Origin of the sequence: Pseudomonas sp. B329 (assembly GCF_023127835.1) — a bacterium.
Taxonomy (GTDB): Bacteria; Pseudomonadota; Gammaproteobacteria; order Pseudomonadales; family Pseudomonadaceae; genus Aquipseudomonas; species Aquipseudomonas synxantha_A.
Map to the genome: position 1 here is coordinate 13,379 of NZ_SPKP01000069.1, position 26,262 is coordinate 39,640.

22 protein-coding genes are annotated in these 26,262 nt (G+C 61.2%); 6 read left to right on the plus strand and 16 right to left on the minus strand.

Annotation, left to right across the window (positions count from 1 at the left end; genetic code table 11):
• Positions 1-87: 87 nt before the first annotated feature.
• A complete protein-coding gene (gene waaA / locus E4P00_RS28130) occupies positions 88-1,365 on the minus strand; it encodes a lipid IV(A) 3-deoxy-D-manno-octulosonic acid transferase (RefSeq protein WP_216090653.1) in 1,278 nt (425 codons plus the stop codon).
• Positions 1,366-1,388: 23 nt separating this feature from the next.
• Positions 1,389-2,279, minus strand: a complete 891-nt coding sequence (locus E4P00_RS28135) for a LysR family transcriptional regulator (protein ID WP_216090652.1) — start codon at positions 2,277-2,279, stop codon at positions 1,389-1,391.
• Between the two features lie 103 nt (positions 2,280-2,382).
• Here E4P00_RS28135 and E4P00_RS28140 point away from each other — a divergent pair, with 103 nt between their 5' ends.
• From E4P00_RS28140 to E4P00_RS28155, 4 genes are read left to right on the plus strand one after another with little or no spacing between them, the layout of a single operon-like run.
• Entirely contained in the window at positions 2,383-2,718 is a 336-nt protein-coding gene (locus tag E4P00_RS28140) for a multidrug efflux SMR transporter (protein WP_005784167.1), read from the plus strand.
• 55 nt (positions 2,719-2,773) lie between these two features.
• A complete protein-coding gene (locus tag E4P00_RS28145) occupies positions 2,774-3,949 on the plus strand; it encodes an FAD-dependent oxidoreductase (protein WP_078820133.1) in 1,176 nt (391 codons plus the stop codon).
• On the plus strand, positions 3,946-4,758 hold the full coding sequence (locus E4P00_RS28150; protein WP_032878250.1) for an aldo/keto reductase: 813 nt from the start codon (positions 3,946-3,948) through the stop codon (positions 4,756-4,758). Before E4P00_RS28145 ends, E4P00_RS28150 begins: the two co-directional genes overlap by 4 nt.
• Positions 4,759-4,799: 41 nt before the next feature.
• Positions 4,800-5,759, plus strand: coding sequence for a metal ABC transporter ATPase (locus tag E4P00_RS28155; RefSeq protein WP_216090651.1), 960 nt, complete (start codon positions 4,800-4,802; stop codon positions 5,757-5,759).
• Between the two features lie 189 nt (positions 5,760-5,948).
• On the opposite strand, the gene hldE is transcribed toward E4P00_RS28155, so the two are convergent.
• Positions 5,949-7,373, minus strand: coding sequence for a bifunctional D-glycero-beta-D-manno-heptose-7-phosphate kinase/D-glycero-beta-D-manno-heptose 1-phosphate adenylyltransferase HldE (hldE, locus tag E4P00_RS28160; RefSeq protein ID WP_032878253.1), 1,425 nt, complete (start codon positions 7,371-7,373; stop codon positions 5,949-5,951).
• A gap of 189 nt (positions 7,374-7,562) precedes the next feature.
• Positions 7,563-9,368 (minus strand): lipid A export permease/ATP-binding protein MsbA, encoded by a 1,806-nt coding sequence (gene msbA, locus E4P00_RS28165; RefSeq protein WP_216090650.1) that lies wholly within the window; start codon positions 9,366-9,368, stop codon positions 7,563-7,565.
• A 157-nt stretch (positions 9,369-9,525) separates the two neighbouring features.
• Here msbA and E4P00_RS28170 point away from each other — a divergent pair, with 157 nt between their 5' ends.
• A complete protein-coding gene (locus tag E4P00_RS28170; RefSeq protein WP_248133463.1) occupies positions 9,526-11,367 on the plus strand; it encodes a bifunctional O-antigen ligase/aminoglycoside phosphotransferase family protein in 1,842 nt (613 codons plus the stop codon).
• 19 nt (positions 11,368-11,386) lie between these two features.
• Here E4P00_RS28170 and E4P00_RS28175 read toward each other — a convergent pair whose 3' ends face one another.
• From E4P00_RS28175 to E4P00_RS28200, 6 genes are all read right to left on the minus strand, one after another.
• Positions 11,387-12,268, minus strand: a complete 882-nt coding sequence (locus tag E4P00_RS28175) for a glycosyltransferase (protein WP_078820131.1) — start codon at positions 12,266-12,268, stop codon at positions 11,387-11,389.
• Positions 12,265-13,413, minus strand: coding sequence for a glycosyltransferase family 4 protein (locus tag E4P00_RS28180; protein WP_032878257.1), 1,149 nt, complete (start codon positions 13,411-13,413; stop codon positions 12,265-12,267). The genes E4P00_RS28175 and E4P00_RS28180 overlap by 4 nt, the downstream gene beginning before the upstream one ends.
• A gap of 86 nt (positions 13,414-13,499) precedes the next feature.
• A complete protein-coding gene (locus E4P00_RS28185) occupies positions 13,500-14,906 on the minus strand; it encodes a PIG-L family deacetylase (RefSeq protein ID WP_216090649.1) in 1,407 nt (468 codons plus the stop codon).
• On the minus strand, positions 14,903-15,799 hold the full coding sequence (locus E4P00_RS28190; RefSeq protein ID WP_216090648.1) for a GNAT family N-acetyltransferase: 897 nt from the start codon (positions 15,797-15,799) through the stop codon (positions 14,903-14,905). The genes E4P00_RS28185 and E4P00_RS28190 overlap by 4 nt, the downstream gene beginning before the upstream one ends.
• Positions 15,800-17,557 (minus strand): carbamoyltransferase, encoded by a 1,758-nt coding sequence (locus tag E4P00_RS28195; protein ID WP_248133464.1) that lies wholly within the window; start codon positions 17,555-17,557, stop codon positions 15,800-15,802.
• 119 nt (positions 17,558-17,676) lie between these two features.
• Complete coding sequence (locus E4P00_RS28200) at positions 17,677-18,012, minus strand: YceK/YidQ family lipoprotein (RefSeq protein WP_032878260.1); 336 nt, start codon at positions 18,010-18,012, stop codon at positions 17,677-17,679.
• Between the two features lie 205 nt (positions 18,013-18,217).
• Here E4P00_RS28200 and E4P00_RS28205 point away from each other — a divergent pair, with 205 nt between their 5' ends.
• On the plus strand, positions 18,218-20,296 hold the full coding sequence (locus E4P00_RS28205; protein ID WP_248133465.1) for a TonB-dependent receptor: 2,079 nt from the start codon (positions 18,218-18,220) through the stop codon (positions 20,294-20,296).
• A 48-nt stretch (positions 20,297-20,344) separates the two neighbouring features.
• Here E4P00_RS28205 and E4P00_RS28210 read toward each other — a convergent pair whose 3' ends face one another.
• Genes E4P00_RS28210 through waaC form a run of 6 tightly spaced genes read right to left on the minus strand, consistent with a single transcriptional unit; the run spans position 20,345 to position 26,261 of the window.
• Positions 20,345-21,790 (minus strand): lipopolysaccharide kinase InaA family protein, encoded by a 1,446-nt coding sequence (locus E4P00_RS28210; protein WP_216090646.1) that lies wholly within the window; start codon positions 21,788-21,790, stop codon positions 20,345-20,347.
• A complete protein-coding gene (locus E4P00_RS28215) occupies positions 21,790-22,542 on the minus strand; it encodes a lipopolysaccharide kinase InaA family protein (protein ID WP_032878263.1) in 753 nt (250 codons plus the stop codon). The genes E4P00_RS28210 and E4P00_RS28215 overlap by 1 nt, the downstream gene beginning before the upstream one ends.
• On the minus strand, positions 22,539-23,273 hold the full coding sequence (locus E4P00_RS28220) for a lipopolysaccharide kinase InaA family protein (RefSeq protein ID WP_005784139.1): 735 nt from the start codon (positions 23,271-23,273) through the stop codon (positions 22,539-22,541). Before E4P00_RS28220 ends, E4P00_RS28215 begins: the two co-directional genes overlap by 4 nt.
• A complete protein-coding gene (gene rfaP / locus E4P00_RS28225; protein ID WP_078820125.1) occupies positions 23,273-24,079 on the minus strand; it encodes a lipopolysaccharide core heptose(I) kinase RfaP in 807 nt (268 codons plus the stop codon). Before rfaP ends, E4P00_RS28220 begins: the two co-directional genes overlap by 1 nt.
• The gene (locus E4P00_RS28230; RefSeq protein WP_005784135.1) at positions 24,076-25,200 is read right to left on the minus strand and encodes a glycosyltransferase family 4 protein; all 1,125 of its coding nucleotides are present in this window, start codon (positions 25,198-25,200) and stop codon (positions 24,076-24,078) included. The genes rfaP and E4P00_RS28230 overlap by 4 nt, the downstream gene beginning before the upstream one ends.
• A complete protein-coding gene (gene waaC / locus E4P00_RS28235; protein WP_248133522.1) occupies positions 25,200-26,261 on the minus strand; it encodes a lipopolysaccharide heptosyltransferase I in 1,062 nt (353 codons plus the stop codon). The genes E4P00_RS28230 and waaC overlap by 1 nt, the downstream gene beginning before the upstream one ends.
• Between the last annotated feature and the right edge of the window lies 1 nt (position 26,262).

The window sequence follows — 26,262 nt, forward strand, 5'->3', positions numbered from 1 at the left end:
CCGATAGCGCTGTGTCAGTCGCCCAATAGGTTGGCTGACCCACTGCCATCGGGAGCAAGCCCCCTCCCACATTTGATGGGCGCTGGGTCAGTGAGCGATCAATCTTTCCAAACCGTCCAAAAGGCGTTTTAACGCACCCTGGTTGGCCTGCATCACTTTCAACCCCGCCTGCGCCATCCTGCGCGCATCCTGCGGCAGTTCGAACAATTGGCGCACCGCTTCGGCCAAACCGTCTGCATCATCCACCTCTCGCAACGCCCCGGCGTCGCGCATCATCGTGCTGATTTCGAGGAAGTTGAACAGGTGCGGCCCCATGATCACAGGCTTACCCAAAGCCGCCGGCTCCAGCGGGTTGTGCCCGCCGGTCGGCACCAGGCTGCCGCCCACAAAGGCACTGTCGGCCAGGGCGTAGAGAAACAGCAGCTCACCCATGGTATCGCCGAGCAGCACCGAGGTTTGCTCGGTGACCGGCTCACCGCTGGAGCGACGCACCGTGGCAAACCCTTGTTGCACGCTAAGCTCGAACATCGGGTCGAAGCGCTCCTGGTGACGCGGCACCAGAATCAGCAACGCGTTGGGATAGCTCGCCAGCAATTGGCGATGGGCAGCCAACACCACTTCGTCTTCACCTTCATGGGTACTGGCGGCGATCCACACTGGCCGGTCGCTGGCGCCCCACTGTTCACGCAGCTCAGCGGCGCGGGCCGTCAATTGGGGGTCGATGGTCAGGTCGAATTTGATCGAGCCAGTCACCTCCACCGTTTCAGGCCGTGCGCCCAGACTGCGAAAGCGCTCCGCCTCGGTTTGCGTCTGCACGGCGAACAGGCTCATTTGCGCCAGCATCGGCGCCGTCAGCTTGGCAAACCGGGCGTAGCCCTTTGCCGAACGCGCCGACAAACGTGCATTGGCCAGCGCGACCGGGATACCGCGTTGAGCGCAGGCATGGATATGGTTGGGCCATAGCTCGGTTTCCATGATCACCGCCAGCTTGGGCTGCACACGGTCGAGAAAACGCTTGGCGGCGCAAGGCAAGTCGTAGGGCAAGTAGCAATGCTGGATGCGCGGCTCATTGGCGAACAACGCCTGGATACGCTCGGAACCGGTAGGCGTCATGCAGGTGACAGTGATCGGCAGTTGCGGATACCGCGCCAGCAAAGCGCGAATCATCGGCGCGGCGGCAATGCTTTCGCCCACCGAAACGGCGTGCACCCAGATGCCGCCGGGGCGCATCACCGGCAAGCCATAGGAAAACCGTTCGCCCACACGCTTGGCATAGGCCGGTGCCTTGCGCGCGCGCAGCCATAAACGTAAGGCCACCAACGGCAGCGCCAGGTAAAACAGACAGCTGTAGAGAGTTCTATTCATGGCGGCGGAGTTTATCGGCTTTTTCAGTCGATCGCCTGCAAGCACTCGGCAAATCGTTTGGCCAGGAAGCGAGCGGCGGGCCCCAGATGCTCATCGCGCCTCCATACCAGTTCCACGACCAGCGCCGGCGGTGTCCATTCGCTGGCTAACTCGACCATCTGTTGTTGGTAGGTCGGGTATTGCACGATGTGCCGAGGCAGCCAGGCCCAGCCCAGGCCGCTCATCAGCCATTCGGCCAATACGTAGAAGCTGTCGGCGCGCCACACCAGAGGGCTGGCCGCTTCGCTGCCGGGATAGACGCTGGTCTGGGTCGACATCAGCAACTGCCGATGCTGGGCCAAATGCTGGCAAGTCACGTAAGTTTCCTTGGCCAGCGCATGATTCACCCCGCATACCGTGACCATTTCCACACTGCCCACTACCCGCCGCTCAAGGGCCTCCGGGATTTGGTCGTGATAGAACAACAACCCAAGGTCCGCCTGGCGCTCCACCAGCTTGCGCGCCACATCGCCCTGGGCGGCGCTGGACAGCTGCACTTCCAGGAGCGGGTATTGCACCGCCAGCGCCTCCAGGCTGTCGAGCACCGGCTGAAACAACATCGCCTCATCCTGGGCCAGCCGCAGGCAGGCTTCCTCGCCGCGGGTGAGGGACAGCGCCCGGCCGTTAAGCCGCTCGCATTGGCGCAGCACTTCACGTGCTTCTTCCAGCAACACGCTGCCGGCTTCGGTCAGGCGTGGCTGGCGGCCGCTACTACGTTCAAACAGGTTGACGCCCAGGTCCGCCTCCAGCAGGGCGATGCCATTGCTGACCGCCGATTGCGCCTTGCGTTGCCCGCGCGCTACGGCAGAGAACGAACGCTGCTCGGCAACGCTGACAAACAGGCGCATCTGTTCCAGATCCCACTGCACGCTCATGGTTGAACCTATCTTGAATTCGGATAGGTAATGACTTTACCGCATCTGTTGAACCTCTAGAATGCCGACCTTATCAAACCAGCTTCACCTTGAGGATTGCCCCATGAACGCCGCCTACTGCTACCTGGCCATTGCCATTTGCTCGGAAGTGATCGCCACCGTCTCCATGAAAGCGGTCAAAGGCTTGAGCACACCGATCCCGCTGCTGCTGATGATCGCGGGTTATGGCGTAGCGTTCTGGATGCTCACCCTGGTGGTGCGCACCGTACCCGTGGGCGTGGCTTACGCGGTCTGGGCAGGGCTGGGGATTGTGATGGTCAGTGTCGCGGCGCTGTTCATCTACGGGCAGAAGCTGGATGTGCCGGCGATGCTGGGCATGGGCTTGATCGTGCTGGGCGTGGTGGTGATTCAGCTGTTCTCGAAAACCGCCGGGCACTGACCGTCACTCAACAGCCTGTATACTGCGCCTCTTGTCTTGAACACTGAGGTCGCCGATGCCATCCGTTATTTCCACCGACGTTCTGATTGTCGGCGCCGGGGTTGCCGGGCTCTGGCTCAATGCGCGCCTGCGCCGCCAGGGGTTTTCCACGGTACTGGTAGAAAGCGCCAGCCTGGGCGGCGGGCAAAGCGTGAAGTCCCAGGGGATCATTCACGGCGGTGCGAAATACGCCCTGCATGGCGCCCTCACCGGCGCCTCCGAAGCCATTGCCGACATGCCGCGGCGCTGGCGTGAAGCCCTTGCGGGTGACGGTGAGCTGGATCTGTCTGGTGTGCGCGTGTTGTCCCAAGCGCATTATTTGTGGTCCCCGGGCACCCTCGCCGGCAACCTCACCAGCTTTTTTGCCAGCAAGGCCGTGCGCGGCCGCGTTGATCAGGTCAAGGGCGAAGAGCTGCCTGCTGCCCTGCAAGACCGCCGCTTCAAGGGCAAGGTCTATCGTCTGGCGGAGTTGGTGGTGGACGTACCGAGCCTGATCGAACGCCTGGCGCAACTGGCGGGTGACGGCTTGCTCGCAGGCCAGCAAATCGAGCCGTTGCTGGACGGTAATACGCTGGTGGGCTTGAAGGTCGATGGCCGCGAGATCCGTGCCCAGCGCATCGTGCTGAGCGCCGGCGCCGGCACCGCTGACCTGCTCGCGGCCCTGGGCCTGAGCCAGCCGGCCATGCAAAAGCGCCCGTTGCATATGATCATCGCCAAAGGCCCGGGCCTGAAGCCGCTGTATGCCCATTGCCTGGGCGGCGGTACCAAGCCACGCATCACCGTAACCACCCACCCGGCCGCCGATGGCAACTGGGTGTGGTACCTGGGCGGGGATATCGCCGAGGCCGATGGCGTGGCGCGTACGCCTGACGAACAAATTGCCACCGCCCAGAAAGAGCTGGCGCACCTGCTGCCCTGGATCGACATGAGCCAGACCCGGTGGGCGACCCTGCGGGTGGAGCGCGCCGAGCCGCTGCAATCGGGGCTGAGCCGGCCCGACAACGCCTTTCTGGCCGAAGACGGCCGCCTGCTGGTCGGTTGGCCGACCAAACTGGCCCTGGCACCGGACTTCGCCGACCGCGTCCTCCACGCTCTGGAGCGAGACGGCATTCGCCCCGGCGCCAGCACCCCACTGCCCGAACTGCCAAAACCGGCTATCGGCCAACCCGCCTGGGAGCAACTGTTGCCATGAGCCTGCCAACCCTGCACGACCTGCATCGCCCGTTGGGCAGCACCGGCCTGCTGGTGTCGCCATTGGGACTGGGCACCGTCAAGCTGGGCCGCGACCAGGGGGTCAAATACCCCAGCGGCTTTCAGATTCCCGGCGACGACGAGGCGCGAATGCTGCTGCGCCAGGCTCGCGAGCTGGGCATCAACCTGATCGACACCGCCCCCGCCTACGGCATGAGTGAGGAACGCCTGGGCCCGTTGCTGCGTGGCCAGCGCAACGAGTGGGTGATTGTCAGCAAGGTCGGCGAAGAGTTTGCCGATGGCGTGTCCCGTCACGACTTCAGCGCGGCCCATACGCGAATGTCGATCGAACGCAGCCTGAAACGCCTTGAAACGGATTTTATCGATTTGGTGCTGGTGCACTCCGACGGTAACGACTTGCACATCCTCAACGACTGCGAGGTTTACCAGACCCTGGCCCAACTGAAGAAGGACGGCAAGATCGGCGGTTTCGGCTTCTCCGGCAAAACCGTCGAAGGCGGCATAAAGGCCCTGGAACAGGGCGATTGCGCGATGGTCACCTACAACCTCAATGAACAGGCCGAGAAAGCCGTGATCGATTACGCGACCACCCATGGCAAGGGCATCCTGGTAAAAAAAGCCCTGGCCAGCGGTCACGTGTGCCTGGAGCCGGGAATGGATCCAATTCATGCCAGTTTCCAGCTGTTGTTTGCGCAAACGGGCGTCGCCAGTGCTATTGTCGGGACCATTAATCCGCTGCACCTGGCCCATAACGTGGCAACCGCTGCCCGAGTCATCCGTCAACTCTGATGCCGCCCACGCGGCCGACCCCGTCGCACAAAGGAGCCGACATGCCGCGTACGCTCATAAGAAAGAACCCCAGTAACTTCAAGACACTGCCGCTGCACGTAGAGGCCACCCCCGAAGGCCTGAGCTACCAGAGCGTCGGCATGCCGCTCAACTTTGCCCAGACCCTGCAACGGCGCAAGCCGGTGGAGGTGCCGGATGCCGAACGCTTCGCCCTGGAACTGGCGAACCTCGGCGTCTCGGTGCGCCTGACACTGCACTGGCAAAACAAGGATTACTGGGTGCTGGTGCGCCAGCGTCGTCAGGACCGCGGCGATGTGGTGCTCAAGCTGATCTCCGGCTACGTACCGGCCCATGAACTGAACCTGCCGCTGCACACCGCGATCCAGGAAATTGCCGAAGAGTGCCTGCTGGAGACGCCTGAAGGCTGGCTCGGCGGGCGCTTCAATGACACCTGGCTACCGGCGCCCTACTCCGCCGCCCTGCATTACCGCGAAGCCCTACCGTTTCGCCTGAGCCCCCTGTCCGGCGCCGCACGCCCGGTACGCTGCGCCACCACGCAACTGATCGAGCGCCCACGGGCCTATGTGCACCTGCCGACGGCATCGCTGCAATTGATTTATGACCTGCGCCTGGAAGTGCCAAAGGAAGCCAAGTCCCTGAGCTTGTTCCATGTGGATGAACGCCTGGAAGGTGACCAACTGGTGGCGCGCCTGGATCGTCAGCGCCCGGATCTGTACCTGATGCCATTGAAAGACGGCGAGCCGTTGGCCGAACTGTATACCGTCAAGAAAGATCAGCTGTACCCGGCCAGCACACGCGGTTTGTACCTGGCGGAAAGCTTTGCCCAGCAAGAGGGCTGGCTGGTGCGCGATGAGCGGATTCGCTGGAAGGATTGGCTGCGCCAGCAAGGCCTGGCAGAGCCGGAAAAGGACTCGAAACTCAAGCGCCTGACCGGCAAGGCGCGGCAGATGCTGCGCAAGATCGTGCCAAAGAAGGGCTAGGGGGCGTTCTCAATTAGTTTCCCCCTTCGGGTTGTGCCTTAAAGCGGGCCAGCCTGCGTTGCAGGCCTTGGAAAGGGAACAACCATTCCCTGCGGCCTGCGCCTTGCCTGGCCCGCTTTAAGGCGACAACGCGGCGGGGAAACCAATTGAGAACGCCCCCTAGGGGCGAGCAGGCTCGCCCCACGGGCATTACTCGTTGTTGCGGATCTTTTCGACGATAGCGGTGGTGGAGCTGTTTTCAACCAGCCCCAGCACTTTGACCGTGCCGCCATAGGCGCTGACGATATCCGCACCGACCACCTGGTCGACGGTGTAGTCACCGCCCTTGACCAGCACGTCCGGCTTGACCTGGGCCAGCAGGTTTTCCGGGGTGCCCTCGGAGAAGCTGATCACCCAGTCCACCGCACCCAGGCCCGCCAATACCGCCATGCGCCGATCGACACTGTTGATCGGACGGCCCGGGCCTTTCAAGCGACTGACCGATGCATCATCGTTGACCGCAACGATCAAGCGATCGCCTTGGGCACTCGCCTGCTCCAGATACGTCACATGCCCGGCGTGCAGGATGTCAAAGCAACCGTTGGTGAACACAATGCTTTCGTTATGGGCACGTGCATCGTCAATCGCCAGCAGCAACTGCTCCAGGCCCAGCACACCGCGCTCCGAGCCTTCGGAGCGCTGGATCGCACGGCGCAACTCCGGTGCGCTGATGGCCGCGGTACCCAGCTTGCCCACCACAATGCCCGCCGCCAGGTTGGCCAGGGCCACGGCGTGGGGCAGTTCCTCACCGGCCGCGATAGACGCCGCCAGGGTGGAAATCACGGTGTCACCGGCACCGGTAACGTCGAACACTTCACGGGCCCGCGCCGGCAGGTGCATGGCCGGATGGTCAGGTCGCAGCAGGGTCATACCGTGCTCGCCACGGGTCACCAGCAAGGCGCCCAGATCAAGCTCGGCCATCAGCGCCGCGCCCTTGCTCACCAGTTCGTGCTCATCGGCACAACCGCCGACGATGGTTTCGAACTCACTGAGGTTAGGCGTGAGCAGGCTGGCGCCTCGATACACCGAGAAATCCTTGCCCTTGGGATCGGCGAGTACCGGAATGTTGCGAGCCTTGGCGGCCTGGATCAGCACCTGGTGATTCTGCAAGGCGCCTTTGCCGTAGTCGGACAATACCAGCACCTTGATACCTTCGAGCAGCGCCTCGACCTGGTCGCCGAGGGCCAGGGCGTCGGTGGCGAAGGGCTCTTCAAAATCGATACGCAGCAATTGCTGGTGACGGCTCATGACCCGCAGCTTGACGATCGTCGGCTGATGGGCGATGCGCTGGAACAGTGCCCGCACGCCGGCCCCCTGCAGGCTGTTGGCCAGGCTTTCGGCAGCTTCGTCGTCGCCGGTCACACCCACCAGGGAAGCCGGGGCACCGAGGGCGGCAATATTGAGCGCGACGTTGGCAGCGCCACCCGGGCGGTCTTCGATTTGCTCGACCTTGACGACCGGTACCGGAGCCTCAGGGGAAATCCGTGAGGTACCACCATGCCAGTAACGGTCGAGCATGACATCGCCGACCACCAAGACAGCGGCTTGATTGAATCGCGGCATGGACAACTTCATGGAGCAACCCACATACAAAATGAACAGGGGCGCGATATTAGCACAGGGTTTGCGGTCGCTTGCGCGCACTGCAGGCCAAATGTGGAAGGGGGCTTGCGCCCGATGGCGGTGTATCAGCTTGCACAAATGCCGGCTGATCCACCGCTATCGGAGGCAAGCCCCCTACATTAGCTCTGTGTCGCTGCTGGATCAGGTGATGTCAGCCGCTACTGGCGCATCCAGCCCCATGGCATGCAGGCGAGCGTAATAGCCGTTCTGCGCCAGCAACTCGCCGTGGGTACCGCGCTCGACAATCCGCCCGTCATCCATCACCAGAATCAGGTCGGCTTTCTCGATAGTCGACAATCGGTGCGCGATCACCAAGGTCGTACGGCCTTGCATGACTTTGTCCAGTGCCGCCTGGATATGCCGCTCGGACTCGGTATCAAGGGCCGAAGTAGCCTCGTCGAGAATCAGCAGCGGCGCGTTCTTGAGCAAGGCGCGCGCAATCGCCAGGCGCTGACGCTGGCCGCCGGACAACAGCACGCCGTTCTCACCGACCTGGGTATCGAAGCCTTTGGGCAACTGGTCGATGAAGTCCTTGGCATTGGCATCCGCCGCCGCCGCTTCAACGTCGGCACGAGGTGCACCGGCCAGGTCGCCGTAGGCGATGTTGTTGGTTACGGTGTCGCTGAACAGGGTCACGTGCTGGGTGACCTGAGCAATATGCTTGCGCAGGTTGAGCAGCTTGTAGTCTTCGATCTCTACGCCATCGAGCAGGATCTCTCCGCTTTCATGGTGGTAGAAACGCGGGATCAGGCTGGCCAGGGTCGACTTGCCGCTGCCTGAACGACCCACCAGAGCGATCATATGCCCAGGCTCGGCGGTGAAGCTGATGTCCTTGAGCACATGGCGTTCGGTGCCTGGGTAGGTGAAGTTCAGATTGCGCACTTCCAGGCGGCCATTGACCTTGTCGCGCTCGATGGTGCCGTGGTCGACCTCAACGTCTTCGTCCAATTGTTCAAAGATGCTCTCGGCGCCCGCAACACCCTTCTGGATGGTCGAACTGACCTCCGAGAGCTGACGGATCGGCTTGGGCAACAAGCCAGCCAGGGTGATGTAGGCCACCATGTCACCCGCCGAGGCATCGCCACGCAGATACAGGACCAGGAACATCAGCACGGCCATGGCGGAGTAGATCACCAACTGCAGCGCCGGGGTGTAGATCGCCCCGGTGCGAGTCATGCGCAGTTGCTTGTTGGTGTTGCTCTGGCTGGCCTTGAAAAAGCGCTTCTCTTCGTAGACTTCGCCACCAAAGCTGCGCACTACGCGGTAGCCCTGGATGGTTTCCGAGGCCACGTGGGTCACGTCGCCCATGGCCACCTGGATCTTCTTGCTCTGCTTGCGGAATTTCTTGCTGGCGGTGCTGACCATTACCGCAATCAACGGCAGGATCGCGATCATGACCAGCGTCAGGCGCCAGTTCATGTACAGCAGGGAGGCGAACAGGAAGATCACCGTCATGCCTTCGCGAATTACCACCTTGATGGCATCGGTTGCCGCACCCGTGACCATGGTCACGTTGAAGGTGATGCGGGAAATCAGGTGCCCGGAGTTGTGGTTATCGAAGTAACGGTTGGGCAGCGTCAACAAGTTGTTGAACAACTGCACCCGCAGGTCATGGACCAGCCCCAGGGAGACCTTGGCCAACAGATAGTTGCCCAGGAACGAACCCAGGCCCTGCCAGGCCGCGATCAGGATGATCAGCAGCGGCACCGCCTGCAGCAGTTGCAGATCGCGCAGGAAGGGTACGGTGGGGAACAACACGGCTTCCGGATTGGAAAGGCCGTCTACAAAGTACTTGAGGATGTAACCCAGCATCGGTTGGGTCGACGCGAAAATCAGAAATCCAAGGATACTCAACGCGAACAAGCCCATGTAGGGCTTAACGTAACTGAGCAGGCGGAAGTATATTTTCAAGCTCGAAGGGCTTGCGCTCGGACTGGAGTCGGTCATATCACGCGGCGTTTTGAAAAAGGAGGCTGACTTTAGCACAGCTTCTCTGTTGTACTTGCACCCGGTATACCCGCGGCCCGGTTGGATCCGACCGGCGACATTACTTAGCCACTAGCTTAAGATGGTCGGCTTTCTCTTTCTGGAATGGCTTTACTGTATGCACTCCAAGCGCCTTATTTATGGCTCAAATCGCGTTTTCGACTTCCTGGTCCTATGGATTTTGCCTGTTGGCTTGTTGCTGCTCCTGAGTGCGCTGTTCTTTGTCGGCAATCGCAATGTGCTGCACAGAATCGTCTATATCCTGTTCAGCGTACCGACCTTGTTCCTGTTGTGCATGCGCCCCCGGGAACTCAAGGACCTGTTACGAGAACCTCTGGTCATCGCGTTTGTAGCATTCTCCGCCTGGGCCCTGACCAGCCTGCTCTGGAGTCCCGAACCCAGCTCCGATACCGACCTGTTCAAGCGGCCGTTGAACACCTTCATGCTGTTTGGTGGCTGCGGGCTGTTGCTGCATTACCGCAATGAACTGTTCAAGCCGATGTTCTTCAGCGCCGCTGTCATTGCGCTGGTAGTCAGCCTGGGCAACCTGGTGGCGTTCGCCAAGGGTTATTCGCCCGGTATGCGCATGATCGGCGGCCTTGGCGCGCTTGATAACCCGCTGCTGAGTTCGCACCTTTTTGGTTTTTTCACCGTGTACTGGCTGTACGTCTGCATGACCACCCAGCGCATGAAGGTGTTGTGGTTCAGCGTACCGGCCCTGGCGATCATGACCGCCGCGGTTTTAGCAACCGGTTCACGCACTGCATTAGTAGCGTTGACGTTGGCCGTCCTATGGTTGAGCTTTGTCAGCCGTAACCGCCGCGCAGCGATGCTTTTCGCCGGCTTGGTCCTGGGTGCAGCCGGACTCTTGTTGTTTTTCCCCGAAATGATCACTGGACGCGGCAGCTCGTTCCGCCTCGAACTGTGGACCATGACATTGCAGCTCATCGCCGAACACCCCTGGATTGGGCATAGCTACGATTCCGAGCTATACCTGACCGTGCCCGATGGCTACCAACTGCGCGAACCCCACAGCTTTGCCCTCGGCGTGCTTTATTACGTCGGCATCATCGGCTTTATCCCTTGGGCCTTCATGCTCGGTTGGGCTCTATACAAAGGCCTGAAGGAACGCGCCCAGCCGTTGTTCATCCTGGCTTCGTCACTGCTGGCTTACGGCATCGGCGCGGGCCTGACCGAAGGCGGCGGCATATTGTCGCGCCCCAAAGAACACTGGTTCCTGCTGTGGATTCCGTTGGCAATTATCACAGGTCTGAGCCTCGCCCAGCGCCACCGCAGCCTGCTGCGCATGCCGGTACAGAACATCAAGGCCCCGGCTTTCGAGCAGCTGTGCAGCAACGCCCATGTCATTGAAGCCGATGGCTTGGGGCCAAAAGTCCTGCGCCTGGCAGACGGCAGCTTCCTCAAGCTGTTCCGCCCACGCCGCTGGTACACTTCCGGCAGCTTCAACCCTTATTCCGAGCGCTTTGCCAGCAACAGCGAGCAACTACGTACCCTGGGCATTCCAACGCCACAGATCCTCGGACTCTATCGCCTGAGCGATGCCAGCAGCGCGGTTGCCTACACCCCCCTGCCCGGCCTGACTTTGCGCCAGGCGTTGCAAAGCCTGGACAGCAGCCTGCGCGAATCACTGGTGGAGCGTTTTGGCCGGTTCATGGCGCAGTTGCACGAGCGAGGGGTGTACTTTCGCTCGTTGCACCTGGGCAATGTGTTGTTGATGGACGATGGCGAGTTCGGCCTGATCGACATCGCTGACCTGCGCATCTACCCCTCTTCACTGCGTTATGCGCTGCGCCAACGTAACCTGCGTCACATGCAGCGCTACCCACAAGACCGCAACTGGCTGTTCGAAACGCATTTCGAACAACTGGTCAAAGGGTATGCCTCGGTGGCAAGCCCGGCCGCCACTGCGAAAATCCGCGAGCAGGTACAGGGCCTGTAGTAGGAGGGATGGCGCCGTTTCAGCTCCTGAGCGGCGCCAGATACAACCTCACCAACCCACGCAAGGTCTTGCGCCCCCAGAACTTCAACGGGATCTGCTTGAGAATCTCGCGCGCCAACGGGCGGTCGCGGTCGGCGGTCTTGAGGAACATTGAGTTCAGGAAGTTGTAGCGCACCTGATCATAGGCCGGGTGATCGCTGAACAATGCGTAAGTCTTGAGAATGTTCTGGATCATGTAACGGTGGTTCTTGTACGTGTTGGTAGCGTGCTGGCGATATTTGGCCATCACCACACCCAAAGCGTCGATGGTATAGCCCGCCGCCGTGATCTTCAGCTGGATCAGCAAGTCCTCCAGGGGAATCTGCGGGTCGAACCCGCCGACCTCCTCCAGTACGTCGCGACGAATCAGCATGGTCGGCGCCGGCGGAAAGGGCTTGCGGTCCAGGAATATATCGTCGAAGTCGAGGCTGCGAAACGGCACGTCGCGACGTTGCTTCTTCTCCGGGTGCAGGTTGCCGTCACCGTCGATCAGCTCGATATTGCCGGCGCACATGCCCACCTTCGGCTTGCCCTCCATGTACGCAACCTGAGTGGCGAGACGGTCCGGCAACATGATGTCATCCGAACCGAACGGCGCGATCAGGCTACCCTTGGCACGAGCGATCGCACCGTTCAAGGTGGCGCTGAGGCCTTGGTTCTGCTGCACCTGGAAATCAAAGCCGTGCTCGGCCTGCAAGCGCTGGATGCGTTCGACGCTGTCATCCTTGGAACCGTCATCCACCACCAACAGTTCGATATTGGGGTAGGTCTGCCCCAGCACGCTGAGGATGCTCTGTTCGATGTACTGGCCATGGTTATAGGAGGCGATGATCACCGAGACCAGGGGCTGTTGCTGATTCATGCTCTACCTACTTCACGCAAACCGGTTTCAATCAGGGTCAGGTACTTGTGCTTGAACTCGTCAAGGGTGTGGTTGGCCTCCAGATAGCGGAACACCTCTTCACCCTTTTCGCGCAGCTGTTCATCGCTCAGTGCCAGATAAGTATCCAGGGCTGCAGCCAGCTGCTCGACGTTGCCCGGGTCATGGGACAGCCCACCCGCGCCCTGCACCAGGGGCAGCATTGCCGGTCCGTTGGAGGCAATCACCGGCAGATGGCCGCTCATGCCTTCCAGCAGAGCCAGGCCCAGGCCCTCGAACAGCGACGGCATGGTCCAGATGTCGAAGCCGCGCACATACTTCATGCCGTCTTCGCGAAAGCCCAGCAAGTGCGCACGACCGTTCAGGCCCAAGCGTTCGATATCGGCACGCAAATCGGCTTCGGCGCGCCCGGAACCAATGATGCCCACCTGCGCCTCAGGGTATTTATCCTTGAGCGTGGCGAAGGCCTGCAGCAGATGAGTATGGCCCTTGATCGGCACCAGGCGGCCCAGAGCGCCGATCATCCGTGCTTCCATTGGCAGGCCCAGGGCCTTGCGTGCGTCCTCACGGGACAGTTGCAAGGCTTCTGCCTGGGGAATGTCGATGGCGTTGGTGACGTAGCTGGTGTTTTCACGGGTGAACCCACAGTTGAGGTCCACCAGGTAGTCCTTCACCGCTTCCGACACGCCGACAAAACGCCAGGCCGGGCTGACCCAGCGCTGGGTCTGACGCCGACGGTAACCACGGGCATATTCGCCAAAACCGTGGGAGATACCGATGCACAGAGGGATTTTCAACCAGCGATTGAGCGACAGCATCATGTTCACCGATTTGAAGCGGTTACAAATGACCACATCGAACTTCTGCTCGCGGCAATATTTGTAGATCTGCCACATGGCGCCAAAACGAATGCCCTTGAGAGACTTCTCCGGCAGCTCGAAATAGTGGGAATGCTCAGCCACGCTCAGGGGCTGGCCGGGCAGCGGACGACCGCTTAGAAATCCGGAGGTCACCTCGAAACGTTCAGGCGGCAGGGATTTGACGATTTGCTCACCCAGGTCGGCGAAGTCATGGGTCTTGACGTTGTAGTCCGGCTGTAACTGCAAAACCTTGAAACGCGGCTTCATAACTCTCCATGCAGCGATCTGGCTACGGGCGCAAGGCCCGGTAAAAATGGGCGGCAGACCCACGCTGGCCTACCTTCGAGAGGTTCTCAGTCCTGCTTAAGGACCCACAACAGCTCGTGACGACGCACGGCTTTGCGAAAGAATTCGTTCTCGCCGTAAGGCGATGGACTACGTCCGGCCAGCACTTGCTGCAACCACTTGCGCACCCGGCGCTTGAGCGGCGCGCGCGGCTGCAAGTCGTGCATCATGCCCAGGGCCATGGCCTTGTCCTGCTGCTGGCTCAAGGTGAGTGCAAAGCTGCACGGCACCATCTCGGGCGATGAATCGAAACGTGGCGGCAGCGCCATCCCAGCACCGGAGTCACCCATGGGCCAGCGGTCATTATCATGCAGGTGGTTGGCATAACCGAGCAACGTGTCGGGCTGCCACTCCAGGCCCTGCAGAGCTTCAAGCACCGCCGCATGGGCGCAGATGTGGTCAGCGTGGGGGTCCAGCAATGGCGTGGGCAACACGATCACCTGAGGGCGCGCCTTGAGCAGCAGTGCGCGCAGGTCGGCGATCAGGTTGTGCCAGGTCGGTGCGCCATCTGCATCACCCGGCAGGGCAAAGCCGTTGAACTGGCGAAATAGCCGCGTGTCGGCCAAATCCGCTTCGCGCGACGCCTGAGGCTGGTCCGGCGCAGCCTGCATGGCCTGCAATTGCATGCAGAAGTAACCCAACTGCACGCATTGTGCTTCGGGCACCCCGGCCCAACGCGGCACCGCGACGCTGTCCCAGGCACGCAAGCGGCCCTTGAGGCGTGATGCTTGGGCCTTGGGCAAACCCATCTGCTGATAGTGCTCGGCTTCGATCTCCCCGGCGGTCAGGGTCACGATCCAGCTTTCAGCCGCTTGACTGTAAAGGCTGAACGCGGCCAGCTCGGCATCGTCGGCGTGAGGAGCGATCACCATCACACGTTGCTGGCGATAGTCCGGTTGGTGGAAACGCCACAGAATCGGCTGCCCCTGGATCCGGCAAAAGCGCCCGCGCAAGCTGATGTTGCCCGCCGCCAGTGCTTGTGCAGCGCCGGTCAGGTTGAGATAGCGGCGCCCGTTGACGCCACGTTCAAAGGTTTGGCGGTCCGCTGAGTCAAGGCCCAACAGGTCCACCGCCGGGTCTAGGAAGCGCCCCAGCCACGAACTTTTCAACTCAACGCCAATAATCAGGGTTTCATCGTTCGCCAGCGGCGCATCCAGCAACAGCCGCCCCGACTCCAGGCGCAAACCGGGCTGCTCGCTGCCGGCTGGGAATGCGTACTCATAGTGGTCGCTGGGCGAGTAGAACAGGTGATCGGCAAACCACGCTTCATGGGCCGCCCATAGCAATACCGCCAACATCGGCGGCAGCCACCAGGCCACCATTACACCGGTGGCAACCAGCACCGCCAAGCCGATCAACAGCGCAATGCGCTTGTTGCGCCGATGGCGCTTGAGCAGTTGCTGTTTGCGACTCATACGCTGAACACCGGCACCGGGTTGCACCAGCGCTCCTTATACTCACGGTCGGAACGACCGAAGGAAAAGCGCAGCGACTTGTTCGCCGCCCGCGCCTGCTCCCAGGCGCTTTGGGTATTGAGGAAACTCAACACGCTGCCAGGGCTGAACGCACGGGTTTGCGGGTCGACGCCGCCGTTGACGTACTCGGCGCTGAACCATTCATTGGACTGCACCTGATACACCAATTGCACCGCAATCGCGGCGTCATTGAGAAACAGCACCGAGCCGAACACAAACTCCTTGAGCAGCTCCAGCACCTCGGCCAAACGCGCCGCACCAGCCGCCGGGAACCCCCAGCGACGCTGGAACAGATCGCAATAAATCGCCGCCAGTTCCACGCTGGAGAACTCACTGACCGCCCGCACCACGCCGCCCGCTTCTTCCAGCAAACGCAATTCACGTCGTTGGTTGTAGCGAAACTTCTTCGACAGCTCTTCGGGCGTGCGCGCCATGGCCAATTGCTCGGCCTGGGGCTTGAGGGTACTGACGCGCCCTTCGTTAAGGGCCGACAGGTAGCGCGCCCGGTGGCGCAGCGGCAACTGCGCATCGACGGCAATGGGCAGGATGACCTCGGCATTGCCCAGGTCAAACAGGCCTTTCTTGCCGGTGCGCTTGAGCACGTCCTTGGAGAGAGCCAGATCGCGCCCCCAGGTGGCTATCGCCCCCTTGAGTTCGCCACCTTGTTCCCAGCCCAGGTAGCGTACCGGAATCTGCGCCAGGCCAGCCAACCGCTCGATAACCTGCGGGTGGGTCGCCACGCTGCCGCCGTAACGCTGCCAGGCCTGGGCGTAAACCTCGGCCTCGACAGGCGCCCAGCCACGTTCACGCCAGCCCTGGAAGCGGTTCAGCATTTAAACCACGGCGTCATAAGGGTCCACGCCGTCTTTCACGACCAGGATGTCTTCCATGATCAGGTACTGCAGGTCCGAGCCGAAGAACATGTTCAGCGCGTCGGTCGGCGAGCAGATCATCGCCTCGCCACGACGGTTGAGCGAGGTGTTCAGGGACACGCCGTTGCCGGTCAGCACTTCCAGCTCTTTCATCATGTCGTAGTAGCGCGGGTTGTATTCGCGCTTGAGTACCTGAGCGCGGGACGTGCCATCTTCATGCACCACTTCAGGCACGCGGGTCTTCCACTCTTCCGACACTTCAAAGGTGAAGGTCATGAACGGCGCCGGGTGATCGACCTTGATCATCTGCGGGGCCACGGTGTCGAGCATCGACGGGCAGAAAGGCCTCCAGCGCTCGCGGAACTTGATCTGGTGGTTGATGCGGTCAGCCACGCCGGTGGCGCTTGGGCAGCCGATAATCGAACGCCCACCCAAGGCACGCGGGCCAAACTCCATGCGGCCCTGAAACCAGGCCACCGGGTTACCGTCGACCATGATCTTGGCGATGCGCTTGGGCATGTTTTCGATCTTGCGCCAGTTCGGCTTGCTCTCGTGCTTGGCGCAAGCGGCGATCACGTCTTCGTTGCTATAGGACGGGCCGAGGTACACGTGCTCCATCTTCTCCACCGGTACACCACAAGCGTGGGATACATAGGCGGCCGCGCCGACAGCCGTGCCGGCATCACCGGACGCCGGCTGCACGAACAACTCTTTCACGTCGTCGCGGGCAATGATCTTCTGGTTCAGCTTGACGTTCAGCGCACAGCCGCCGGCGAAGGCCAGCTTGCCGGTGTCCTTGAGGATGTCGCCCAGGTAATGGTCGATCATCTGCAAGGCCAGCTTCTCGAACAACGCCTGCATACTGGCGGCGTAGTGGATATACGGCTCGTCGGCAATGTCGCCTTCGCGCTTGGGGCCCAGCCACTCGATCAGTTTTGGCGAGAAGTAGAAACCCTTGCCCTTCTCTTTGTAGCGACGCAGGCCGATGACGTTGGCGTAGTCGGTGTTGATCACCAGCTCGCCGTTTTCAAAGGACGCCAAACGCGAGAAGTCGTACTTGCTGGCATCACCGTACGGCGCCATGCCCATGACCTTGAACTCACCGTCGAGCATCTCGAAACCGAGGAACTCGGTGATCGCACCGTACAGGCCGCCGAGAGAATCCGGGTCGTAGAATTCCTTGATCTTGTGGATCTTGCCGTTTTCGCCATAGCCGAAGAACGTGGTGGCGTACTCACCTTTGCCGTCGATGCCCAGGATCGCGGTTTTTTCCTGGAAACCCGAGCAGTGGTAGGCGCTGGAAGCGTGGGCCAGGTGGTGTTCAACCGGTTCGATCTTGATTTTCTTCGGATCGAAGCCCAGTTGTTCCAGGCACCAGACAATCTTGTTGCGATAGCGCTTGTAGCGACGGTTACCCATCAGGATCGCGTCGAGGGCGCGGTCCGGGGCGTACCAGTAGCGCTTGGCGTAGTGCCAGCGTGCCTCGCCGAACAGGCTGATCGGGGCGAATGGGATCGCCACCACGTCAACGTCCGAAGGCTTGATGCCAGCCTGTTCCAGGCAGAACTTCGCCGACTCGTAGGGCATGCGGTTCTTTGCATGTTTGTCGCGTACGAAGCGCTCTTCTTCGGCGGCCGCAATCAGCTTGCCGTCGATATACAGGGCTGCGGAAGGATCATGGCTAAGGGCGCCGGACAGGCCAAGAATCGTCAATGCCACTGGGGTCTAGCCTCTTTTAGTCTGCATGCAGGCGCATCGCGCCTGAAAAAAGTGTGCTTCCCGCCCGGGCGGGAAACAGCTAAAGGGCGGGATTATAGCTTAAAAGCAGTAGGAAGCTGTTAGCGCAGCTCGATGCTACCGTCGGCGCTTTGGCGGTAGATGGTGTAGGGCAAGACGAGCGTGTCCAGCACCGCGGAAACCGGCGCATCCAGAATGACCCATGGAATCCCGTTCAACGAGAGCCCACCCGCAGAGTTGGGAGGCCCATGCAAGACGCAGAGGTCATAAGCTACGCCACTGTAGATTCGCGAAACGGACTGACAGTAGGTTTTCTTGCCCTTGAGGTCACGAACAGTAACGTCATCGCCACGCAGCACGGTGGTCGCCGTGCCGCAGCCTGCAACGATCAACGACATTCCCAGCAACATCAGCAAGCGCAGGATAGGAGTCCACATAGTTGATTCTTCTTTTCGTTTGATAAAGATCGAAAACCTAGCACCACAAAACCAAGACTTCAGGCTTGCGCAGTCGACGCTAAGCGTAGGAAGCGTCCCAATGCGCCAGGCGGTAAGGAGTTCGGCAAATCAGAGGACGAGTCGTTAAACTTGTCACATTTGCACTTACACCCTTACTTGCGTGCGCTACCCACTCGGCCTTTTCATGACTCCTTCTGCTCCAACCTGCCTTGCCTTACTGCTGGGCCTGTGCAACACCGCCCAAGCCGACAATGCGCCCCTGATCCTGGATCCCAGCGTGGTCACCGGCTCGCGCAGCGCCAGCCGGACGTTCGACCTGCCGTATTCGGTAGACGGCATTAATCGTGAACAAATCAGCAACGGCCAACTGGGCATCAACGCCTCCGAAGCCCTGTCCCGCGTGCCCGGCCTGGTGGTGCAGAACCGCCAGAACTATGCACAGGACTTGCAGATCTCGTCCCGCGGCTTCGGCGCCCGTTCGGCGTTTGGCGTACGCGGCATCAAGCTGATCGCCGATGGCATCCCCGCCAGCACCCCCGACGGCCAGGGCCAGGCCGCAACGTTCAACCTCGACACTGCCGAGCGCATCGAAGTGCTGCGCGGCCCGGCGGCGACTCTGTATGGCAGTAACGCCGGCGGTGTGATCCAAATGTTCTCCCGCGACGGCGAAGGCCCACCGCGCATCGGCGCAGAAACGCTGGTGGGCAGCGACGGGCTGAACAAGAACCACCTTAGCGCGGAAGGCGCGGCGAATGGTGCCGGGTTCGTGCTCGATGCCTCACGCATGGACACCAACGGCTACCGCGACCACAGCAGCGCCCGGCGCGACCAGACCTTCGCCAAGCTCAACTTCCAGCCGGATGACGACAGCAAGCTGGCATTGATCTACAGCAGCCTGGAGCAGAACGGTACGCAGGATCCGCTGGGGCAGACCTGGACAGCGTACAAGGCCGATCCGCGTTCGGTAAGCGCCAACGCGCTGACCTATAACACGCGTAAAAGCATCGATCACCAGCAATTGGGAATGAACTACGAGCGCTACATCGGCAATGCGACGTTGCAGGTCAATGCGTATACCGGGCGCCGCAGTGTGATTCAGTACCTGTCGATCCCAAAAGGCACACCCGCCAACGAACGTGGCGGCGGCGTGGTGCAATTCGACCGCAAGTTCTACGGTGGCAGCGTGCGCTGGATGCAGCCCATCGACAGTGCGCCCGGCGACTTGATGATCATCACTGGCCTGGACTTCGACCAAAGCGAAGACAGCCGCCACGGTTATCAGAACTACAGCGGCAACACCCTCGGCGTGAAAGGCCAACTACGCCGCGACGAAATCGACACGGCTCGTAGCCTCGATCCGTATATCCAGGCCAACTGGGCCCTCGACCGCTGGACCCTGCAAGCCGGTGTCCGGCACAGCACCATGCAGATGGACGTCGATGATCAATTCCTGAGCAATGGCGATGCCAGTGGTAACAAGACCTACCAGAAAAACACGCCTTCGATGAGCGTGATGTATGCATTCACGCCCGACCTGCACGGCTATATCAGTGCAGGCAAGGGCTTTGAAACCCCGACCCAGGCCGAGCTGGCCTATGCCCCGGGCAACGTCGAGGGCTTCAACTTCGGCTTGAAGCCGTCTGAAAGCACTCAGTATGAAATAGGTGTGAAGGCGCAACTGAACAACACGCGGATCAACGCCGCCGTTTTTCAAATCACTACCGAGGACGAACTGGTGGTGCAGCAATCCATCGGTGGCCGTACCAGCTACCAGAACGCCGGTCGCACACTACGTCGCGGCTTCGAACTGGGTGTTGAAAGCCAACTGAACGAGCACTGGAGCACCAGCCTCGCCTATACCCGCCTCCAAGCCACCTACGACAGCGACTTCGCCAGCGGCGCCAACACCATCGACAAGGGCAACTACCTCCCCGGCGTCCCCCAAACCACCCTGTTCGCCGAACTGAACTGGAAGCCACGGGACTGGGTCAGCACGGCCATCGAAGGTATGTACCGCAGCAAAGTCTATGTCGAAGACACCAATAGCCAACATGCCGCACCGGGCTACAGCGTCTTCAACTGGCGGGCACGGTTTGAGCAGAAGGTGGAGCACTGGACCTTTCACCAGACCTTGCGCCTGGATAACCTGCTGGATCGTCAATATGTGGGGTCGGTGATTGTGGGTGACGGCAATAGGCGCTACTACGAAGCAGCACCGGGACGCTCCTGGTATGCAGGCGCTGGGGCTGAATATCAATTCTGATGTGGGAGGGGGCTTGCCCCCTTCCACATTTGGGTATCAGGCGCCCGCTTAAACCACGATGGTTTTAGGCAACCGCTGATCGATCAACTGATACAACGCACTGCCCTGCGGCCAATTGCGCATAAACCGTGCGCGATCCTTGGCATAGGCCGGTGCGAAGCTGGCAACGGAACTGTGCTGACACATGGCATCCAGATCAATCATCGCCCAACGCCCGTCATTCCAGAACAGGTTATGGCCTTTGAAATCGCCATGACTGATGCGCTCGCCAATCAACTGGGTAAACAACTGCTCCAGTGCGAGCAGCTCGCTCTCAGGCGCATCGCCGTTTTCAACATACGGCGCAAAGCGCTCGATGATGTCCGGCCCCGGCAGAAACTCGGTGACCAGATACGCACGGCTGCGCAGCCATAAAAAGCGCTTCTCCAGCACCGCCAGTGGCTTGGGCGTAGCAAAGCCGAGAAATGCCAGGCGGTTACCCTCGCGCCAGGAATGCCAGGCTCGGCTCGGACGCCAGAAGCGCTTGAGCCAGTGGGCAAAGCCTTTGATGTTGTAGCGCTTGATCACCAATGGCCGACCAGCCACTTCGACCTTGGCCACACTGGCCGCGCCGCCGGTCTTGTACAGGTGGCCCTGGTCGAGCAAGGCGTCTGCCTGTTCCAGCACCGGTAACATGGCCGTTTCTTCTTCGCGACGAATCGCACGCAAGCCAAAGGCGCCACGCACCACGCTGAACAGCGTGCATTCGCGGCCAGTCTTGTCCAGAAAGTCCTTCAAGCGCCAGGCGCTGACTTTGCGCACCTGCTTTTCCAGGGCTTGCAGCGGCAAGGCGTGCTCACCATTACCCAGCAGGTAGTACACCAATAATTCTTCGGTAAACGGCTCAAGGTTTTTCGGCAGCTGGGCGAAAAACACGCCGAGGTTTTCCAGCACGCGATTGCGCGACAACGGCTTACCCGCCTCCTCGACACAAATGCCTGCGCCATCGATCAAGTACAGCTTGCCGTCCTGGCGCAGCAGGTTGTCCAGGTGCAGGTCTTCCTGCCACAGGCCTTTGGCATGCATTTGCGCAATCGCGCCCAATGCTTCGGCGAGCACGGCGGTTTGTTCGTCCGCCAACGGCGGCAGATGTTCGACGGCGTGCCACGCATCGGCCAGGCTTTGGGCGCCCTCGATAAACTCAAACAGCAGCCAGCCGCCCTCGCCGTCCTGCAAGCCATCGGCCAACAACAACGGTGTGGTCAGGCCTTGCTCAGCCAACAAACGCACACCCTTGAGTTCACGCTGAAAATGCCGCGCCGCCTTGCTGCCAACCAACAATTTGGCCAATACCGGGCGACCACGCCACACTGCCGCGCCCACGTAGCGCTGCCCGGGCAACACCCGCAGCAGGCTCAGCAGTTGCAACTGCCCCGGGCCTGCAGCATCCGCCAGATCGATGGTCAACGGCAGGCTGGGGCTACGGCCGGCATTTTTCAGCTCGGATAAACGCATCAGCGGTTCTCCTTGTGGCTGCGGCGTGCGGTCAGGCGCTGGTGCCAAGTGGAGACCAGGTCGCTGTCCTCGGGCTGCTCAAGATACGCCGCCAGCAGTTGGCGCACCTGCGCGTCCGACCATTGGGGCGCGCGACGCAGCAGCGGTTCCAGGTCCTTGACCCGGTCACGCCAGCCAAACAGCAACGGACGGGTTTTTTCCAGGTCGATCAGCTGCGCGGCATAACCCTCAGCGGTGGCCTGCAGGAAAATATGCTTGGGGTAAAAACAGCCATGCACCTGCCCGACGCTGTGCAGATGACGCGCCAGCTTGCCGCACGCCGACAGGATCGCACTGTGCTGGGCGACGCTCAATTGCTGCCACTGCTCCAGCAACGAATCCAGGTCGTTCCAACCATCCAGAGCACGGGTAAGCAGCATTGCCCGGCGCTCGCCCTTAACCTTGCGCTCACCGAAGAACGCCGCCTGCAGAGCAGGGATTCCGAGCTTTCGATACAGGCTGATATTACGGAACTCGCGCGCAAAACTCGGCTCGCCAAACGGCCGGTGCAAGGTGCGCGTCAGGTAGTTGCTCTGGCGCTTGAGGTAATAGCCCTGCCCTTCAAGCTCCAGGCGATACACACTGCTCCAGCCGCCGTGACTGGTATTGGGCTCGTCCACTGCGTCCAGTTGCTTGGCCCACAGGGCGTCAAACGTCGCCAGACCGTTGCGCTCAAGCAAGGCTCGGTCTTCGGCCGCCAGGAAGTCACTCATTCGCGTCCCTCAAAAAACTTCACCACGTGACGAATTCGCCGTTTGTCCGACGCCGACAAGTGCGTGCGCTGGCGGTATTGCAGGTAGAAACGCAGGCGCTGGGTGGCCGACAGGTGATATTTGGCGACCTTATCCAGGCAAGCCAAGTCCTTGGTGATGCGGTACTTGAGCCAGAAACCACGCCAGAAATCACCGTTGGGGCAATCGATCAGGTACAGGGTTCGTTGGTCGTCCACCAGCAGGTTGCGCCACTTCAAGTCGTTATGAGTGAAGCGGTGCTCATGCATGGTGCGCGTGTATTCGGCGAGCTGGCGGCTGATGCCATCGACCCACCGGGGGTCTTTCAGGCGTTCGTCATTGCGCTCGGCCAGCACTGACAAGTCTTCCGTCTTGGGCAGCTCGCGGGTAATCATCGCGCCCCGGTTATAAGCCAGGCCCTTGCGGTCCAGGCCCCAGGCGACGACATCAGCCGTCGGGATGCCCCACTTGGCGAAACGCTTGAGGTTCTGCCATTCGGATTTCACCCGCGGCCTGCCCAGGTAACGGCGCAAGCCTTTGCCGGCGCCCACGTAGCGCTTCACGTAATAATTGACCCCGCCGCGCTCGACCCGGATGACTTCCGACAGCGGGTCGCGGGTCAATCGCTCGCCTTGCAAGGCAAATACCGCCTCCAGGCTTCCAAAGTCATCCGCCAGGGCGGCATAGGCAGGTTCCAGGTTCCAACCCGCCATCAGAGCGCATCCCCGTATCGTTGCTTGCGCGCGTAAAGCTTGGCGGCCATGCGCTCAAGCTCAGACAGCAGCGCAGCTTGCTCCGCCAGGATCTGGCGCAACGGCTGCTGGAAGTACGTCTTGAGAAAGCGCAGCTTGTCGCGCTGGGTCAGGCCGATCTCCAATGCGGAGTAATACAGGCCGGCCAGGTCCTTGTTACGCCAGCGCAGTGGAATCGTCGGACGCACCTGCGCACGGTGCAGGTCGATCACCGACAATTTCAGATTGTCGACGGTAATGGGCTGGTCCGTGTGCAACAGGAAATGGCAGAGGTAGCAGTCGCGATGGTTCACGCCACCGCGGTGCATCGCGCCGACGGTGCGCGCCAGCTCACGGGTCAAGGCGTGTTTGATGGCCGGCACGGGCGGTTGCTTGACCCAATCGAGGGTCAAGTCTTCCAGGCTGATAATCGGCGTCAGTTCCTGGGTAATGATGAACGAATGCTGGTCGGCCGGGTTGCGGCCTTTTTCGCCAAAGGCCACGGCGGTCATGGTCGGCACGCCCAGCGCTTGCAGGCGCTGGATCGCCAGCCACTCCAGGCCTGCGCCCAGTACCGGCAACTTGGCCGTGACCAGGTTCTTGAGGATTTCGCCCCAGCCAATGCCACGGTGAATCTTCACAAAGTAAGGCTGGCCTTCGACCACCGTACGCAACGTACGGCGAGCGGCCAGCTCGCGGAACACCTGGCCTTGCAGCTTCTCGACCTCGGCGAACGCATCGCGTCCGGCCCATAGGGTCTTGAAGGGTTCGGCTAGAATCAACTTCATCGGTTTGGCTCCGCCAGAATCAGGTCCGCAGCGTACTGCGGCATGCTATAGAGGTCGGCCGTCTCGGCGAAGGCCAGACCATTGCGACTCCAGGTCGCACGCGCGTGTGGATCGTCGAGCATATCCACCAGGTACTGGTTGAGCTGGGCTTGCTCGAACGGCTCGTCCAACACTCGGCCGCTCTGGGCCTTGTCGATGTAGAACGCGTAGCCACACACCCGGCTCACCAGTACCGGGAGGCCGGCGACCACCGCTTCGACCAGCACCATGCCGGCCGCCTCGTTGTACGCAGGGTGAATCAGCAGGTCGGCGCCCAGCAGGAAACGCGGGATATCACTGCGGCCCTTGAAGAACTGCACCTGATCGCCCAGGCCCAATGCCGCACTCTGCAATTGGAATACCTTGGGGTCGTCCTGGCCGATTACAAACAGTCGGGTGCGCTTCTTCAGCTTGGAAGGCAAGGCGGCCACGGCCTTGAGGCTGCGGTCGACGCCCTTGGTCTTGAAGCCCGAACCGATCTGCACCAGCAACAGGTCGTCCTCGGCCAGGCCGAACTCACGACGAAACTCGGCGCGGATTTCGGCCGCGTCAGGCGGAGCGCGCCGGTCGCGGGCAATGCCCGGCGGCAGCAAGTGGAAACGCTCGGCCTGGGTGCCGTAATACTGGGTGAACAACTTCTGCTGATGTTCGGACAGCACCATGATTTGGGTCTTGGCGTCCTTATCGAACACCGCGCGCTCGTATTCGGCGAAGTGCCGATAGCGCCCGAACCAGCGGTACATGGGGTTGCGCAGGTTTTGAGCCTTGTCTTCGAACACCCCGTCGGCGGCAAAATACACATCCAGCCCCGGCATCTTGTTGAAGCCCACCACGCGATCCACCGGCCGCTTGGCCAGGTCGGCCTGTATCCAGGCATACAGCTTTTCATTGCGACGGTGATTGACCAGCGCCTTGACCGGCGCCACCAGTACTTCGAAGCCGGGTGGGATGTCGCCTTCCCAGATCAGCGTATAGACACGAATCTTGTGGCCGCGCTGCTGGCACTCCAGGGCGATGCGCATGAAGTCGCGCTGCAAGCCACCGAAGGGAAAGTACTTGTACAGAACAAAAGCCAGTTGCATCAGTGCTGCTCCTCAGCCAGTAACAACGTGCTCAGCCGGCTTGCTACACGCTCAGGATTCAAGCGCGTGAAGCACAGGGGCGACTCACGCTTGATGTCGAACCGCCGCAGGTCGTCGGCGGTAGGTTGATAGGTACACTGCTTTTGCAGGCACGGCGCACACGGCCAGTCGCTGGCCAAATGGATCTGGCCCTTGCCGTAAGCGCCAGTAAGGCCCGGATTGGTGGGGCCGAACAGGGAAATGGTCGGCACATCCAGCGCTGCCGCCAGGTGACCGAGGCCGGTGTCCACCGCCACACAGGCGCGGGCGCCCGCCAACACGCCGGCCACGCCCGCCAGGTTGAGTTTGGGCAGCACTTCGGCGTTGGGCAGGCCTTGGGCCAGGCGCTCGGCCCGAGCCTTTTCGGCGGCGTTACCCCACGGCAATTTCACGTCCACGCCCAGGCGCCCCATGCGTTCGGCCAGCTCACGCCAATAGGCTTCGGGCCAGTGCTTGGTGTCCCAGGTAGTGCCGTGCAGCAGCAACACAAAGGGTTTTTTCGGCGGCAGGCCCAGTAGTTTTTCAACGCTCAGGCCATAGTCGCCCAAGCCTTTGGGCAGGTCGTAGCCCAGGGCCACGGCGAACAGTTGGCGCAAGCGCTCTACCGCGTGTTGCCCGCGGGCCACGGCCAGGCGTCGTGAATAAAAACGCGCAGCGATCGGCTCACGGGCCGAGTTTTTATCAAAGCCGGCCACTGGAGCACGCACATAGCGGGTCAGCCAGGCGCTTTTCAGCAGGCCCTGGGCGTCGATCACCAAGTCATACTTGGTCGACTGCACGGCCTGCTTGAAACGGCCCCACTCGCCGCTCTTGATCGTTTGCCAAAGGTTCTTGCGCCAGCGGCGAATCGCCACCGGGATCACCTTGTCCACCGCCGGGTGCCAGGTCGGGATTTCGGCAAAGCCTTCTTCCACCACCCAATCAAAGCGAATGCCGGGAATCGCCCGTGCTGCATCGGTCAACGCCGGCAAGGCATGGATCACATCGCCCAGGGATGAGGTCTTGACTACCAGTACCCGCAAC

What these genes read in the sequence shown, in the direction of transcription:
- waaA (WP_216090653.1), bottom strand. Translation starts at nt 1,365, where the DNA reads ATGAATAGAACTCTCTACAGCTGTCTGTTTTACCTGGCGCTGCCGTTG.
- E4P00_RS28135 (WP_216090652.1), bottom strand. Translation starts at nt 2,279, where the DNA reads ATGAGCGTGCAGTGGGATCTGGAACAGATGCGCCTGTTTGTCAGCGTT.
- E4P00_RS28140 (WP_005784167.1), top strand. Translation starts at nt 2,383, where the DNA reads ATGAACGCCGCCTACTGCTACCTGGCCATTGCCATTTGCTCGGAAGTG.
- E4P00_RS28145 (WP_078820133.1), top strand. Translation starts at nt 2,774, where the DNA reads ATGCCATCCGTTATTTCCACCGACGTTCTGATTGTCGGCGCCGGGGTT.
- E4P00_RS28150 (WP_032878250.1), top strand. Translation starts at nt 3,946, where the DNA reads ATGAGCCTGCCAACCCTGCACGACCTGCATCGCCCGTTGGGCAGCACC.
- E4P00_RS28155 (WP_216090651.1), top strand. Translation starts at nt 4,800, where the DNA reads ATGCCGCGTACGCTCATAAGAAAGAACCCCAGTAACTTCAAGACACTG.
- hldE (WP_032878253.1), bottom strand. Translation starts at nt 7,373, where the DNA reads ATGAAGTTGTCCATGCCGCGATTCAATCAAGCCGCTGTCTTGGTGGTC.
- msbA (WP_216090650.1), bottom strand. Translation starts at nt 9,368, where the DNA reads ATGACCGACTCCAGTCCGAGCGCAAGCCCTTCGAGCTTGAAAATATAC.
- E4P00_RS28170 (WP_248133463.1), top strand. Translation starts at nt 9,526, where the DNA reads ATGCACTCCAAGCGCCTTATTTATGGCTCAAATCGCGTTTTCGACTTC.
- E4P00_RS28175 (WP_078820131.1), bottom strand. Translation starts at nt 12,268, where the DNA reads ATGAATCAGCAACAGCCCCTGGTCTCGGTGATCATCGCCTCCTATAAC.
- E4P00_RS28180 (WP_032878257.1), bottom strand. Translation starts at nt 13,413, where the DNA reads ATGAAGCCGCGTTTCAAGGTTTTGCAGTTACAGCCGGACTACAACGTC.
- E4P00_RS28185 (WP_216090649.1), bottom strand. Translation starts at nt 14,906, where the DNA reads ATGAGTCGCAAACAGCAACTGCTCAAGCGCCATCGGCGCAACAAGCGC.
- E4P00_RS28190 (WP_216090648.1), bottom strand. Translation starts at nt 15,799, where the DNA reads ATGCTGAACCGCTTCCAGGGCTGGCGTGAACGTGGCTGGGCGCCTGTC.
- E4P00_RS28200 (WP_032878260.1), bottom strand. Translation starts at nt 18,012, where the DNA reads ATGTGGACTCCTATCCTGCGCTTGCTGATGTTGCTGGGAATGTCGTTG.
- E4P00_RS28205 (WP_248133465.1), top strand. Translation starts at nt 18,218, where the DNA reads ATGACTCCTTCTGCTCCAACCTGCCTTGCCTTACTGCTGGGCCTGTGC.
- E4P00_RS28210 (WP_216090646.1), bottom strand. Translation starts at nt 21,790, where the DNA reads ATGCGTTTATCCGAGCTGAAAAATGCCGGCCGTAGCCCCAGCCTGCCG.
- E4P00_RS28215 (WP_032878263.1), bottom strand. Translation starts at nt 22,542, where the DNA reads ATGAGTGACTTCCTGGCGGCCGAAGACCGAGCCTTGCTTGAGCGCAAC.
- E4P00_RS28220 (WP_005784139.1), bottom strand. Translation starts at nt 23,273, where the DNA reads ATGGCGGGTTGGAACCTGGAACCTGCCTATGCCGCCCTGGCGGATGAC.
- rfaP (WP_078820125.1), bottom strand. Translation starts at nt 24,079, where the DNA reads ATGAAGTTGATTCTAGCCGAACCCTTCAAGACCCTATGGGCCGGACGC.
- E4P00_RS28230 (WP_005784135.1), bottom strand. Translation starts at nt 25,200, where the DNA reads ATGCAACTGGCTTTTGTTCTGTACAAGTACTTTCCCTTCGGTGGCTTG.